Origin of the sequence: Agrobacterium sp. CMT1 (genome assembly GCF_037203725.1) — a bacterium.
Lineage (GTDB): Bacteria > Pseudomonadota > Alphaproteobacteria > Rhizobiales > Rhizobiaceae > Agrobacterium > Agrobacterium pusense.
In genome coordinates, this window is record NZ_JBBCAR010000007.1 from 256,674 (window position 1) to 269,749 (window position 13,076).

The following is a 13,076-nucleotide window of genomic DNA, read 5'->3' on the forward strand; positions in this document are numbered from 1 at the left end:
GAATGGAGAAGATGCCTGAAATCCAGAAGAACTGGACATGTATAGTAATCTCTCAGAAAGCTTAATTTTTGGTTAATGGTAAACGAAAGACTGACCCAAAACCTCTTGTTTTGGAACGCACGTTGAACCGATTCTGCCGTTAGGCACGTGCGGGCCGGGTTTATTGGTCACCGCGCATCAGGATCGGAAAAGATTCTCCGCCGCCTGTCTTCCCGCGGATTTCCGCTTTCTTTCCTCTTCGAGTCGGGTGATTTCGGCCTGGAGAAGCTCGATCCGGCTGTCCAGTTCGTCCACGGAGAGGAGGCTGAGATCGCTGCCAATCTGGTGTGCAGCGGGTTTTTGCGGGCGGTCGTCGTCAAAGAGGCTCATATGCCTGCTCCTTTTTCCACGTAGTCCCCATCCTCGCCGGGATATTGCGGCGCGCGCGGGTCAAGCGCAATACTCTCCGGTGTCACCAGCGGCGAAGGCGTCGTCGGCATCATCGTCGAGAAATTATCCTTCTCGTCGGTTGAAAGCGCGGCGCGCCTGCGGCTTCTGATAATGGCATAGGCAGTAATCAAAATATGGGCGACGGCTGTGACCAGAAACAGCGCATAGGGCCCGGAATAGGTCATGACAGCGCCGCCGAGCGTCGGTCCGATAATGGTGCCGACGCCGTAAAGCAACAGCAACCCGCCTGAAACCTTGACGAAATCCTCGGACGCCGCAAAGTCGTTGGCGTGCGCCACGGCGATGGGATAGAGCGCATTGGCGGCTGCACCGTAAACGGCGATCATCGGAATCAGAACGTAGACGTGATGCGGCTGCACGGCTGCGACCGCAAGTCCCGCGACGGCGCCAAGCCCCGCGAGGCCGGCCAGCACGTAACGACGGTCTATCCTGTCCGAAAGGCGACCCGCCGGGAACTGCGCCAATGCGCCGACGAAAATCGTGACGGACACCATGATGGCGATCATGGTCGGATCCAGGCCTGCCCGGGCACCGAAGACGGCGCCGAGCGTGCCGTACGCACCGTTGGCGATGCCGATCATCAGAATGCCGACGAAGGAGACCGGGGAGTTTCGATAGAGCGCCGGCAAATCCAGTTTCACCTTCTGCAAAGGCTGTGGACTGGCCGCCTTTGAAAGCGTTGCCGGCAGAATGGCGATGCAATAAATGATGCCGCAGATCATGAACAGCGAGGTATTGCTGATATCTCCCATCGGCACGATCATCTGTCCCGCCACGACGCCCAGAAGCGTGATGGCGATATAGAGCGAAAAGATCATGCCGCGGCTTTCGTTCGTGGCACGCTCGTTCAGCCAGCTTTCGATGATCATTGAGGTGCCGGCGGTGCAGAAGCCGGTAAGCGCACGCAGCGTAATCCACCAGACGTCATCAACGATGAGACCGGTCATGAGCACGGTCAGGCATACCAATGCGACGAAAGACGCAAAAGCCCGCACATGCCCAGCACGGCGCACGATGGCCGGCGCGACAAAACAACCAACAACGAAGCCCGCAGCCCAGGAGGTTCCGAGGAAACCAAGTATCTCGTTGGAGTAACCTTCTGCCGAGCCACGCACTGGCAGAACGAGGCCCTGAAGACCGTTGCCGAGAAAGAGAAACAGAGTGCTGGATAAAAGAGCGAATACGGGTAGAAGATTTCTGCTCATGACAACACTCTCATGCGTTCGGACGGACGGTCGGACAGGTCATACAACGGGAGTTACCCGAATGAGTTGCACTCTTCTGGTGAACGGTAAAAATGTCCAGCCTGTGACGATGCAGAAATAAAGAAAAGGCTCAATAAATGACGAAGGCGATCGGCCTTTTTTTACTGCTGGCCATGGCCGTCCAGATTATCCGGCCGCTCGGCCTGCCGGGGCTGAAGAAACGGGGCGATTGCTGGAAGATAGCGGTTGCCGCCTTTGTCATCTGGTCGGTAACGCTGCTTCTGCGCCCATAAGAAAAAGCCGCCCCGGGAGGCGGCTTTCATTCACTAAAGCTCTGGAGCGAAGCCTCAGGCTGCCTTTTCGAGTTCCTGCTTCCAGTTACCCTTGGCCGCCAGACTGTTCATGGCGGCGCGGTGCGTGAAGGCGCGCTGGCCGGCAGCGACATTCTCCTGCTTGCCGCCCCAGGTCTTGAGGGCCGTATCCTGAAGCGCGCGGCCGTAGGAGTAGGTGAGAGACCAGGGCAGGTCATAGCCGGAATTCATGGCTGAGAGATGTGCCGTTGCTTCTTCGGAGGACTGGCCGCCGGAAAGGAAGGCAATGCCCGGAACGGCGGAAGGTACGGTCGCCTTCAGGACCTTCACGGTCTTTTCCGCCACTTCCTCGACGGAAGCCTTGCGGGCCTTCTTGCCGTCGATGATCATGTTCGGCTTGAGGATCATGCCTTCGAGGTTCACGCGGGCGTCGAACAGGTCCGCGAAGACGGTCTGCAGAACCCATTGCGTGACTTCCGCGCAGCGGTCGATGTCATGCGTGCCCGGCTCGCCGTCCATCAGGACTTCAGGCTCAACGATCGGCACGATATCCGCCTGCTGGCAGAGAGCGGCATAGCGGGCGAGCGACTGGGAATTTGCCTTGATCGAACCCCAGCTCGGGCGCTGTTCACCGATGGTGATGACGCCACGCCACTTGGCGAAGCGCGCACCGGCTTCGTGGTACTTGCGCAGGCGCTCATAAAGACCGTCGAGGCCTTCGGTAATGAATTCATGCGGGTGGAAGGCCATCGGCTTGGCGCCGATATCCACCTTGATGCCTGGCAGGCTGCCAGCCGCCTTGATGATATCAACGAAAGGTGTGCCGTCGGCAGCCTTCTGGAACAGGGTCTCTTCATAGAGAATGACGCCGGAGATATATTTCTTCATGGCGTCGTCGGAACGGAACAGCATCTCGCGATAGTCGCGGCGGGCGGTCTCGGTGGACTCCAGATTGATGCTGTCGAAACGCTTTTTGATCGTTCCCGTGGATTCGTCGGCGGCGAGCAGGCCCTTGCCGTCGGCGACCATTTTGATTGCGATGTCTTCGAGACGTTCGGTCATTTGCTATTCTCCCAAGGCACAATAAATTTCCGATAACAGAAGTTCCAGGGCAGGGAAATGGCACGCTAACTCATTGAAACGATTGAAATGATTTCAATCGTTTGAAACTTTTCCTCCCGCGTGCACTTACCAAAAGACAAGGCCGGACAAGCATCGCTTGTCCGGCCTCGTGTCAGGCAAGTGAGATAAGTTTACTTGGCGGCGGTCAGGATGGCAACGCCCGGCAGTTCCTTGCCTTCCATCCATTCAAGGAAGGCGCCGCCGGCGGTCGAAACATAGGAGAAATCCTCGGAAACGCCGGCATGGTTGAGCGCGGCCACGGTGTCGCCGCCGCCTGCGACGGAGACGAGCTTGCCGGCCTTCGTGCATTCCGCGGCATGTTTTGCGGCAGCCACGGTGGCTGCATCGAAGGGTTCGATTTCGAAGGCGCCGAGCGGCCCGTTCCAGACCAGCGTTTCCGCGCGTGAAATCCAGGCCTTGATGCTTTCAACCGATTTCGGGCCGACATCGAGCACCATGGCGTCAGCGGGAATGGCATTGATGTCGACCGTTTCACTGGCCGCACCGGCCTTGAATTCGCGGGCAACGACGCCGTCTTCCGGCAGCACGATGGCACAGCCGGAAGTCGCGGCCTCGATCATGATCTGCTTTGCGGTTTCGGCCAGATCGTGCTCGCAGAGCGATTTTCCAACCTGGGCGCCACGGGCGGCGAGGAAGGTGTTGGCCATGCCGCCGCCGATGACGAGGGCATCGACCTTCTTCACGAGGTTCATCAGAAGATCGATTTTGCTTGAAACCTTCGCGCCGCCGACGATGGCGACGACCGGACGGACCGGCTGGCCGAGGCCCTTTTCCAGAGCCTCAAGCTCGGCCTGCATGGTGCGGCCGGCATAGGCGGGCAGGTGGCGGGCGAGGCCCTCGGTGGAGGCGTGGGCGCGATGCGCGGCGGAGAAGGCGTCGTTGACATAGATATCGCCATTGGCCGCCAGAGCCCCGACGAAGGTGGGATCGTTCTTTTCTTCGCCCTTGTGGAAGCGCGTGTTTTCCAGAAGCAGGATATCGCCGTCGTTCAGTTTCGCAACGGCCTCCGCCGCCGGCGCGCCGATGCAGTCGGACGCGAACGAGACGGCATGGTCCAGCACCTCCTCAACTGCTGGTACGATCTGGGAAAGCGACATGTCAGCCACGGGTTCGCCCTTCGGACGGCCAAAATGGGCAAGCAGAATAACCTTTGCGCCCTTCTTAGAAAGTTCCAGAATGGTCGGCGCGACCCGCTCGATACGGGTCTTGTCCGTAACTTTGCCATCCGCGACCGGCACGTTGAGATCAACGCGGACGAGAACGCGCTTTCCGGCAATGTCGTTGAGGTCATCGATGGTCTTGAAAGCGGGCATAGGTCGATCCTGATTTGTTGCGAGTTCGGCAGGGACCATACTATGCCTGATTGCCGACGCAAGCCGGTCAGGCTTCATTTTCTCTCACGGTGTTTGAAGGTGCGACCACGTCTTGTGCGGTAGCGGTGGAACGCGACTGACGCCGCTGCGCCAGATAGTCGCGCACCCGTTTGAAAATTTCCGAGAAGCTGATGAAGATCGGCAGGGTGGTAGCCGGTTCGACCGGCTCCAGCGAAATTCCGACACCAGCTATCGCCTCATGTTCGTCCAAAGTTCGCACGATCAGGACGATGGAGCCGAGGCGCACGCGGTCGGCATAATCGGCCCGTCCGGCAAGACGTGTCTCGATGAGTTCTGCGATGCTCATTGCCTGTTCTGCTGGCGCAAGCAGGCCGGGACCATAGGCGGCATCAAGCTCCTTCGCCGGCCGGGCGGGAGAGATCGCGAAGGTGCCGAAGAAATCGGCGTCGTCATCGGCGACGGGCAGGGCGCTCGCGAAGAGCCGGTCGATCAGGCGGGAATAACCGGGGGCGATGAAGAGATAGACAAGATCATTTTCACGCAGTCGCCCGGCATATTGGTAGCGAATCGATTTACCGTCACGCACCACCAGCGAAGGCATCGCCCAGCGGGGAATGCGCTCGCCCTGCAGGATGGCGCTGCCCTTTGCCACGCGGTAGGAAATCAGTTCGTGATTGGCCGTGCCGGGAAGGTCAACCTCCAGCTTGTCCACCTCGCCCATGCGCGGCGGCACGATCAGCCCCAGCCTTGTTGCCACCGGTTTGATGGTCCAGCCCTGCACGAGGAGCGATACCAGCACGATGATGAAGGCGGCATTGAAATAGATCTGGGCGTCATCAAGTCCGCCGAGGATGGGCATGATGGCAAGCAGGATGGAGACGGCGCCGCGCAGGCCCACCCAGGCGACGAAAGAGGTTTCCTGTTGGGTGTAGTTAAACGGCATGAGGCTGAGCCAGACCGCGAGCGGACGGGCGACGAAGATCAGGAACAGCGCCAGCAGGATGGCTGGAATTGCGATTGCAGGAAACTGCGACGGCGTGGCAAGCAGGCCGAGCATCAGGAACATGATGATCTGTGCCAGCCACGTCAGCCCTTCGTGGAAGCGACGGATCGTTTCCTTGGCGAAGATCCTGCGATTGCCGGCGACAATGCCGGCGACATAGACCGCCAGAAAGCCGCTGCCGCCAATCGTGCCGGTGAAGGAAAACACGAGCAGCGCCAGCGCAAGCACAAAGATCGGCGCCAGCCCGCGATCGGCGGCAAAACGGTTAACCACGGCGGCGATCATGAGACCGCCTAGCACGCCGACGATCACACCGAGGCCCATTTCCTCAACAAAAAGCAGCAGAAAACCGCTGTCGATACCGGCCAGGCCCTGTCCTTTGGCGATGATCTCGACCAGGGCGACTGTGAGGAAGATGGCCATTGGATCGTTGGTGCCGGATTCGACCTCCAGCGTGGAGCGCACCTGATCGCGGATGTGGATGCCGCCGATGCGCAGCAGGAAAAACACCGCTGCCGCATCGGTGGAGGCGACGATGGCACCGAGCAGCAGGCCCTCTAGCCAGGAGAGCCCGAGCAGGAGGGCGGCTGCGCCCGCGAAAAAGACGGATGTGAGAATAACGCCGACCGTGGCAAGCGCCATTGCCGGTGCCGCGGAAAGCCGGAAAGACTGGATCGACGTGCCAAACCCGGAGTCGAACAGGATGACGGCAAGTACCAGCGAACCGAGCATATAGGCGAGAGGGTTGTTGGTGAATTCGATACCGAGTCCGTCCACACCCGCCGCAAGTCCAATCACAAGGAAAAGCAGCAGCAGCGGCGCGCCGAAGCGGTAGGCGATGAGGCTCGAGAAGGCGGCGACGAGGACAAGAACAGTTGCCACCAGCAACAACAGATAAAATGATTCCACGTCCACCGCCTCTTTCACGCCGCGCTGGCCACCGCAATGATTGCTCTGCACGTTCGCAGTCAATGCGCCACGGGTTGCGGTCTGTCAGCGCTCGGTCGGCGGCGTTGAAAGGTAACGCAAGGCGGGGTGTATCGAAAGATACGGCAGGGCCGAAGTGCATTGCGCACGACCGTTATCCCTGAGTCCCTTGTCCGTTTCAAAATGGACCAGACAAAGGCAGGAAATTGAAAACATGGCGGCACTATAGAGGAAAACCGGGAATAAAAAATCCGGCGGGATCGCTCCCGCCGGAATGCATCGACTGATGGGTATTCGTTAGATGGTCTTCGCGAAGGCGACAGCCGTATCCGACATGCGGTTGGAGAAGCCCCACTCGTTGTCGTACCAGGACAGGACGCGCACGAAGTTGCCTTCCATGACCTTGGTCTGGTCATTGGCGAAGATCGACGAGTGGCTGTCGTGGTTGAAATCGCGGGAAACCAGCGGCTCGTCGGTATAGCCGAGGATGCCCTTCAGCTGGCCGTCGGAAGCCGCCTTGATGGCTGCGTTGATTTCGGCAACCGTCGTGCTCTTCTTGGCCACGAACTTGAAGTCGACGACCGACACGTTCGGGGTCGGAACGCGGATCGACGTGCCGTCAAGCTTGCCCTTGAGGTGCGGCAGGACGAGGCCAACAGCCTTTGCGGCGCCTGTCGAGGTCGGGATCATGGACAGGGCTGCAGCGCGGGCGCGGTACAGATCCTTGTGCATGGTGTCCAGCGTCGGCTGGTCGCCGGTGTAGGAGTGGATCGTGGTCATGAAGCCATGATCGATGCCAACGGCGTCATCGAGAACCTTCACGACCGGCACGAGGCAGTTGGTGGTGCAGGATGCGTTGGAGATGACGAGGTGATCCTTCGTCAGCTGGTCATGGTTGACACCGAAGACGACGGTGAGGTCGGCGCCGTCAGCGGGAGCCGAAACGATGACGCGCTTGGCGCCGGCCGTCAGATGGGCAGCAGCCTTGTCACGGGCCGTGAAGATGCCGGTACACTCAAGCGCGATATCGACGCCCAGTTCCTTGTGCGGCAGCGTTGCCGGGTCGCGAACGGCCGTCACCTTGATCGGCTTGCCACCGCCAACGATGATGGTGTCGCCTTCGACCTTGACGTCGGCCGGGAACTTGCCGTGGATCGAATCGTAGCGCAGCAGGTGAGCGTTGGTTTCAACCGGGCCGAGGTCGTTGATGGCGACGACTTCGATATCGGTGCGGCCGGATTCGACGATGGCGCGCAAAACATTGCGGCCGATGCGGCCGAAGCCGTTAATGGCAACTTTTACAGTCATTTACAGTCTCCCGATCAAGAATGGGCTTGGTCTTTGCTGAATGGTGAGGGCTTGGGAAGCCCTTACGCAAGTTTTGCCTCGACTGCGGCGACGACAGCTTCTGCCGTGATACCGAAGTGCTTGAAGAGATCCTTCGCCGGGGCGGACGCTCCAAAGGAGTGCATGCCGACGAAAGCGCCATCGTTACCGATGAAATAATCCCAGCCCTGGCGGATGGCGGCTTCCACCGCGATCTTGACCGGAGCCTTGCCGATGATGGCGTTGCGATAGGTTTCCGGCTGTTCCTTGAAGAGTTCGAAGCAGGGAACGGAAACGACGCGGGCGGATACGCCCTTGTCCTTCAGCGTTGCGGCCGCTTTCAGAGCCACTTCGACCTCCGAACCGGAAGCGAAGATCGAAACCTTGGCGTCGCTGGCGGAAACGAGTTCGTAGGCGCCGTAAGCAGACAGGTTCTTCTCTTCATATTCCTTGCGCGAAGGAGCGAGATTCTGGCGGGTGAGGGCCAGCGCAGACGGACGATGCTTCTGTTCCAGCGCCAGCTGCCAGCATTCCGCCGTCTCGGTCTCATCCGCCGGGCGGAAGACGAGCAGGTTCGGAATGGCGCGAAGGGCAGCGATCTGCTCCACCGGCTGGTGGGTCGGGCCGTCTTCACCAACGCCGATGGAATCATGCGTCAGAACGTGGACGACACGGATGCCCATGAGCGCGGCAAGACGGATCGACGGACGGCAGTAGTCCGAGAAGATCAGGAAGCCGCCCGCATAAGGAATGAGACCGCCATGCAGTGCGATGCCGTTCATGGCAGCAGCCATGCCGTGTTCGCGGATGCCGTAGTGCAGGTAACGGCCGGAGAAGTCCGTCGGCGTGATGGACTTCATCTGGCTGGTCTTGGTGTTGTTGGACGGCGTCAGGTCGGCAGAACCGCCGATCATTTCCGGCAGCACGCCGTTAATGACTTCGAGCGAGTCTTCCGAGGCCTTGCGGGTCGCAACGGTCGGGTTGTTCTCGATGATCTTCTTCTTGAAAGCATCGATCGAGCTATCGAAGTTGCCCGTCAGGTCGCCGGCGAAGCGGCGCTTGAACTCGGCTTTCTTGCCGGCCTCAGCGGCTTCGAGGCGGGCTTCCCAGTCCTGACGCGTCTTGGTGGAGCGCAGACCGGCAAGACGCCATGCATCCAGCACGTCTTCCGGAATGACGAAAGCTTCGGCTTCCCAGTTCAGGCTCTTGCGGGCCGCAGCGATTTCTTCTGCGCCGAGCGGGTTGCCATGAACCTTATGGGTGCCCTGCTTGTTGGGCGCGCCGAAACCGATGACGGTCTTGCAGGCGATGAAGGTCGGGCGGTCCGATTTCTGCGCGGCTTCGATGGCAGCGGCGATCGCATCCGGATCATGGCCGTCAACACGGATGGTGTTCCAGTGAACCGCCTGGAAACGGGCAATCTGATCGGTGCTGTCGGAGAGGCCAACTTCGCCGTCGATGGTGATGTTGTTGTCATCCCAGAAGAGAACGAGCTTGTTAAGCTTCAAATGGCCGGCAAGCGCGATGGCTTCGTGGCTGATGCCCTCCATGAGGCAGCCGTCGCCGCACAGTACATAAGTGAAGTGGCTCTGCAGGTCGGAGCCGAACTCCTCTTCCAGCTTGCGTTCGGCGATTGCCATGCCCACGGCGTTGGCGATGCCCTGGCCGAGCGGACCGGTGGTCGTTTCGATGCCGGTGGCGTGGCCATATTCAGGATGGCCGGCGGTCTTGGAACCGAATTGACGGAAACGCTTGATCTCGTCGATCGTCATGTCCTCGTAGCCCGTCAGATAGAGCAGCGAGTAAAGAAGCATCGAACCATGACCTGCCGACAGCACGAAACGGTCGCGATCCGGCCAGAGCGGCGCCTTGGGATCGAATTTCAGGTAGCGGGTGAAGAGAACGGTGGCGACATCAGCGGCGCCCATCGGCAGACCGGGATGGCCTGAGTTGGCCTTCTCCACTGCATCCATGGCAAGAAAGCGGATCGCATTTGCCATCCGGTTGTGTTTGTCGCGAGAAATCATGGCTTTTCCGTCTGTTTCCGGGTGAAAGGAGATAGTTTTACGCAACTATCCAAAAAGCGGGTTGATCCATAGCAGGTGAGGCAGGCAAGTCAATAAATCGACGGGCAATTGCGGTTCTGCGGTCGATAAAAATCGTTTCGCAAAGCGGGGGCTGGAACGGATTTCGTGTCCCGCCCGGCCCGGTTTCTTCGTTCATCCACAGAGCAAAACGCCACAATGCACTGGTTTGATTGACGGGATGGTAAATCGGGTAATAACCTCGTGAGCGTTTAAATGGCCTGAAACCGGACGATTCGGCCGGTGGCGTGCGAGTTGGAAAAAACGATGTCGGCTGAGAAGACCTTACAATCTGCGCTGACGGAGCTGAATGCTGCCATCACAAATCTCGAAAATGCCATCGATATGCGTATCGAGCGGCAGAGAGAGACCGGCGAGATCGATAACGAGGTGAAGCGCGTCCATGTCGACCGCGCCAGACTGGCGCAGGAACTGGACCAGGCCGAGTTTCGCGCTAACCGTCTTGAAGAAGTCAATCGCGAGGTTTCGCGCCGGCTGGTGACGGCCATGGAGACGATCCGCGCGGTGCTGGATCGATAGGAGCGGTATCATGGCGCAAGTTACTGTTATGATCGACGGAAAGGCCTATCGCATGGCGTGCGAAGCAGGCCAGGAAGACCACCTGACCGACCTTGCCACCCGTTTCGACCGGTATGTCGGGCATCTCAAGAGCCAGTTCGGAGAAATCGGCGACCTGAGGCTAACGGTGATGGCTGGTATCATGGTGATGGACGAGCTTTCCGAGCTCAACCGCAAGATCGAGAAGCTGGAAGGTGAGGTCGCATCCCTCTCCCGCAATCGCGATGGCATGGCCGAGCACAAGGCGAAGTCGGATGAGATGGTGGCGCTTGCCATCGGCGATCTGGCCGACCGGCTGAACGGCATTACCGAAAAATTGCTGGACCGCCCAAAACCGGCGGCACACTGATCGTCCGGAATCCGAAGCGATAAAATTTCGCTCTGCGCCTCTGGCGGTTTTTACCGATCCGTCCTATATCTTGAATGCGTTCTGCGCTTCTCGACAGGAACCACAATCCCTGGGGCCATACTCGATCCAAAGGGAGCTGTCCCTGGCCAGTCCCGTGGGGCTGGACACACGGTGCCCACCTACTTTTGTAGGCACCCAGGATCGTAAATCTCCATCGGTCGCCGTGGAACGCGCTTGAAGTTTCGGGACAATTCCGATGCTTCCCTGTACCCTCGAGATAGTCGACAGTCATTTTTCATAACTGCCGGGCACGGCTTTTTTATATTCCTGTCATTGCAATGGCGGAACAATTCCCTATTATCCGGATTGGTATGTCTGTCATGCCCTTTAAAAAGGGGCGCTGCGGCCAAAACCGCGACGTGCCGTTCAACAGCCCAAAGAGCTAAACTTGTTTACTGAAATTATGATCGTGGTCCTGCTCACCGTATTGAACGGTGTGCTTGCCATGTCCGAGCTTGCCGTTGTCTCCTCCAGACCGGCGAGGCTAAAGGTGCTTGCCACGCAAGGCAGCAAGGGCGCCACACAGGCGCTCAGCCTTTCCGAAAACCCCGGACGCTTTCTTTCTACAGTGCAGATCGGCATCACGCTGGTCGGCGTCCTCTCGGGCGCATTTTCCGGCGCCACGCTCGGTGCCCGCTTTACGGCGTGGCTTCTGGAGCAGGGTGTTCCTGACCGTGCGGCCGATGCAATTGGCGTCGGCTCGGTCGTCGTCGCCATTACTTACCTGTCGCTGATCGTCGGCGAACTGGTGCCAAAGCAGATTGCGTTGCGCGATCCTGAAAAGATTGCCGCGCGTGTTGCGCCTACCATGATGCTACTGTCCAAGGTCGGCGCGCCGCTGGTGTGGCTGCTCGACCGGTCGGGTAAGGCCATTCTGGCGCTTCTCGGCCATAGTGGCGAATCCAACGCGTCGGTTACCGACGATGAAATTCGCACCGTTCTGGCCGAAGCCCATAGCGCCGGCGTGATCGAGACCGAAGAATCGGCGATGATCACCAGCGTCATGCGCCTTGCTGACCGCAACGCGCGCGGCCTGATGACGCCGCGTCGCGACGTGGAGGTGGTCGATATCGAAGACAGCGCCGAGGAAATCCGCGAGCAGCTTCGCGGGACGCAGCGTTCGCGTCTGCCGGTGCGCAACGGCGCGTCCGACGAAATTCTTGGCGTGCTTTTCGCCAAGGACGCCTTCGATGCGCTGGCCTCCGGCAAGGAGCTCAACATTCGTGAGCTTCTGCGCGAGGTGCCCGTCGTGTCCGACCTGACGAGCGCCGTTGACGTCATCCAGTCGCTGCGTCGCTCCACCGTGCACATGGTCCTCGTTTATGACGAGTACGGCCATTTTGAAGGTATCATCAGCTCCGGCGATGTGCTGGAGGCCATTACCGGTGCCTTTCAGGAAGATGACGACGAAGAGCCGGCCATGGTCGAGCGCGAGGACGGTTCGTTCCTCGTTGCCGGCTGGATGCCTGCCGATGAGTTCGCTTATCGCATGGGCTTCCAGATCAATGAGGACGCCGAGTTCGAAACCGTCGCCGGACTTGTCCTGGACGAGTTCCGTCGCCTGCCGGAACTGGGTGAACATGTAACCCGCAACGGCTGGCGTTTCGAGGTCATCGACCTTGATGGTCACCGCATCGACAAGGTTCTCGTGAGCCGGGCCGCCTGATGCCCGGTGACGTTGCCGAAAAAGCAAGGTTGCGCGGCGAACGGCTCGCCGCGCGAGATGCTCTGACACTGGCGGAACGGCAAGAGAAGAGCCAGTTCATTACCGCCCACGGTGCCGCGGATATTCCCCTTGTGCCGGGGACCGTCATCTCCGGCTTCATGCCGATCCGCTCGGAGGCGGATACCCGTCCGCTGATGGAAGCGTTGCGGGCGAGGGGTGGACGTCTCGTCCTTCCCGTTGTGCTGGATCGTGAAACCATTGTCTTCAGGGCTTTCGAGAGGGATACGCCGCTGGTGAAGACCGGCTTCGGCACGACCGGTCCGGGTGAGGATGCGGAGCTTCTCGATCCCGATATACTGCTCGTACCTCTGTCCGTCTTCGATGGACACGGGCAACGGGTTGGTTATGGCGCAGGCCATTATGACCGCGCCATCGCGCGGTTGCACGCCAAGGGCAAACAGCCCGTTCTCATCGGTGTCGCCTTTGACTGTCAGGAAGTGGCAGACATCCCCGCGGAACCGCACGATGTCTCGCTTCACGCCATTCTGACAGAAAGCGGTCTGCGCTGGTTTTCAGCCCCGTTGTCGATCTCCGATAGTGGGCAAAAGGCGCTTTAGCACTTTTTAAAAGATGGATTAC

General features: G+C 59.5%; 12 protein-coding genes and 1 other RNA gene. 6 read left to right on the forward strand and 7 right to left on the reverse strand.

Annotation, left to right across the window (positions count from 1 at the left end; translation table 11 throughout):
• Nucleotides 1–177 precede the first annotated feature (177 nt).
• Both WA845_RS09785 and WA845_RS09790 read right to left on the reverse strand, forming a co-directional pair.
• Nucleotides 178–369: a DUF1192 domain-containing protein gene (locus WA845_RS09785; RefSeq protein WP_004445779.1), complete on the reverse strand. Its 192-nt coding sequence runs from the start codon at nucleotides 367–369 to the stop codon at nucleotides 178–180.
• The gene (locus WA845_RS09790) at nucleotides 366–1,655 is read right to left on the reverse strand and encodes an MFS transporter (RefSeq protein WP_004445776.1); all 1,290 of its coding nucleotides are present in this window, start codon (nucleotides 1,653–1,655) and stop codon (nucleotides 366–368) included. Before WA845_RS09790 ends, WA845_RS09785 begins: the two co-directional genes overlap by 4 nt.
• A 137-nt stretch (nucleotides 1,656–1,792) precedes the next feature.
• Between WA845_RS09790 and WA845_RS09795 the strand changes: the two genes are divergently transcribed.
• Nucleotides 1,793–1,948 (forward strand): hypothetical protein, encoded by a 156-nt coding sequence (locus tag WA845_RS09795; protein WP_004445774.1) that lies wholly within the window; start codon nucleotides 1,793–1,795, stop codon nucleotides 1,946–1,948.
• A gap of 54 nt (nucleotides 1,949–2,002) precedes the next feature.
• Here WA845_RS09795 and WA845_RS09800 read toward each other — a convergent pair whose 3' ends face one another.
• From WA845_RS09800 to tkt, 5 genes are all read right to left on the reverse strand, one after another.
• A complete protein-coding gene (locus WA845_RS09800; protein WP_004445772.1) occupies nucleotides 2,003–3,028 on the reverse strand; it encodes a class I fructose-bisphosphate aldolase in 1,026 nt (341 codons plus the stop codon).
• A 191-nt stretch (nucleotides 3,029–3,219) separates the two neighbouring features.
• The gene (locus WA845_RS09805) at nucleotides 3,220–4,422 is read right to left on the reverse strand and encodes a phosphoglycerate kinase (protein ID WP_112556213.1); all 1,203 of its coding nucleotides are present in this window, start codon (nucleotides 4,420–4,422) and stop codon (nucleotides 3,220–3,222) included.
• Nucleotides 4,423–4,489: 67 nt separating this feature from the next.
• Entirely contained in the window at nucleotides 4,490–6,355 is a 1,866-nt protein-coding gene (locus WA845_RS09810) for a potassium/proton antiporter (protein ID WP_035209187.1), read from the reverse strand.
• Nucleotides 6,356–6,670: 315 nt separating this feature from the next.
• Complete coding sequence (gene gap, locus WA845_RS09815) at nucleotides 6,671–7,681, reverse strand: type I glyceraldehyde-3-phosphate dehydrogenase (RefSeq protein WP_004445768.1); 1,011 nt, start codon at nucleotides 7,679–7,681, stop codon at nucleotides 6,671–6,673.
• Between the two features lie 62 nt (nucleotides 7,682–7,743).
• A complete protein-coding gene (tkt, locus tag WA845_RS09820; protein ID WP_004445766.1) occupies nucleotides 7,744–9,726 on the reverse strand; it encodes a transketolase in 1,983 nt (660 codons plus the stop codon).
• A 324-nt stretch (nucleotides 9,727–10,050) separates the two neighbouring features.
• On the opposite strand from tkt, the gene WA845_RS09825 reads away from it, so the two are divergent.
• The 5 genes from WA845_RS09825 (at nucleotide 10,051) to WA845_RS09845 (ending at nucleotide 13,054) form a co-directional block, all read left to right on the forward strand.
• Nucleotides 10,051–10,323 carry a DUF4164 domain-containing protein gene (locus WA845_RS09825; protein WP_004445765.1) on the forward strand — a complete coding sequence of 91 codons (273 nt, stop codon included), beginning with the start codon at nucleotides 10,051–10,053 and terminating at the stop codon, nucleotides 10,321–10,323.
• 10 nt (nucleotides 10,324–10,333) lie between these two features.
• Nucleotides 10,334–10,711, forward strand: a complete 378-nt coding sequence (locus tag WA845_RS09830; protein WP_004445763.1) for a cell division protein ZapA — start codon at nucleotides 10,334–10,336, stop codon at nucleotides 10,709–10,711.
• A 75-nt stretch (nucleotides 10,712–10,786) separates the two neighbouring features.
• A non-coding RNA gene (ssrS, locus tag WA845_RS09835) (6S RNA) lies at nucleotides 10,787–10,945 on the forward strand.
• 229 nt (nucleotides 10,946–11,174) lie between these two features.
• The gene (locus WA845_RS09840; protein WP_004445761.1) at nucleotides 11,175–12,437 is read left to right on the forward strand and encodes a hemolysin family protein; all 1,263 of its coding nucleotides are present in this window, start codon (nucleotides 11,175–11,177) and stop codon (nucleotides 12,435–12,437) included.
• Nucleotides 12,437–13,054: a 5-formyltetrahydrofolate cyclo-ligase gene (locus WA845_RS09845; protein WP_112556211.1), complete on the forward strand. Its 618-nt coding sequence runs from the start codon at nucleotides 12,437–12,439 to the stop codon at nucleotides 13,052–13,054. The genes WA845_RS09840 and WA845_RS09845 overlap by 1 nt, the downstream gene beginning before the upstream one ends.
• Nucleotides 13,055–13,076 lie beyond the last annotated feature (22 nt).

What these genes read in the sequence shown, in the direction of transcription:
- WA845_RS09830 (WP_004445763.1), top strand. Translation starts at nt 10,334, where the DNA reads ATGGCGCAAGTTACTGTTATGATCGACGGAAAGGCCTATCGCATGGCG.
- WA845_RS09795 (WP_004445774.1), top strand. Translation starts at nt 1,793, where the DNA reads ATGACGAAGGCGATCGGCCTTTTTTTACTGCTGGCCATGGCCGTCCAG.
- WA845_RS09805 (WP_112556213.1), bottom strand. Translation starts at nt 4,422, where the DNA reads ATGCCCGCTTTCAAGACCATCGATGACCTCAACGACATTGCCGGAAAG.
- tkt (WP_004445766.1), bottom strand. Translation starts at nt 9,726, where the DNA reads ATGATTTCTCGCGACAAACACAACCGGATGGCAAATGCGATCCGCTTT.
- WA845_RS09840 (WP_004445761.1), top strand. Translation starts at nt 11,175, where the DNA reads ATGATCGTGGTCCTGCTCACCGTATTGAACGGTGTGCTTGCCATGTCC.
- WA845_RS09790 (WP_004445776.1), bottom strand. Translation starts at nt 1,655, where the DNA reads ATGAGCAGAAATCTTCTACCCGTATTCGCTCTTTTATCCAGCACTCTG.
- WA845_RS09845 (WP_112556211.1), top strand. Translation starts at nt 12,437, where the DNA reads ATGCCCGGTGACGTTGCCGAAAAAGCAAGGTTGCGCGGCGAACGGCTC.
- gap (WP_004445768.1), bottom strand. Translation starts at nt 7,681, where the DNA reads ATGACTGTAAAAGTTGCCATTAACGGCTTCGGCCGCATCGGCCGCAAT.
- WA845_RS09785 (WP_004445779.1), bottom strand. Translation starts at nt 369, where the DNA reads ATGAGCCTCTTTGACGACGACCGCCCGCAAAAACCCGCTGCACACCAG.
- WA845_RS09825 (WP_004445765.1), top strand. Translation starts at nt 10,051, where the DNA reads ATGTCGGCTGAGAAGACCTTACAATCTGCGCTGACGGAGCTGAATGCT.
- WA845_RS09800 (WP_004445772.1), bottom strand. Translation starts at nt 3,028, where the DNA reads ATGACCGAACGTCTCGAAGACATCGCAATCAAAATGGTCGCCGACGGC.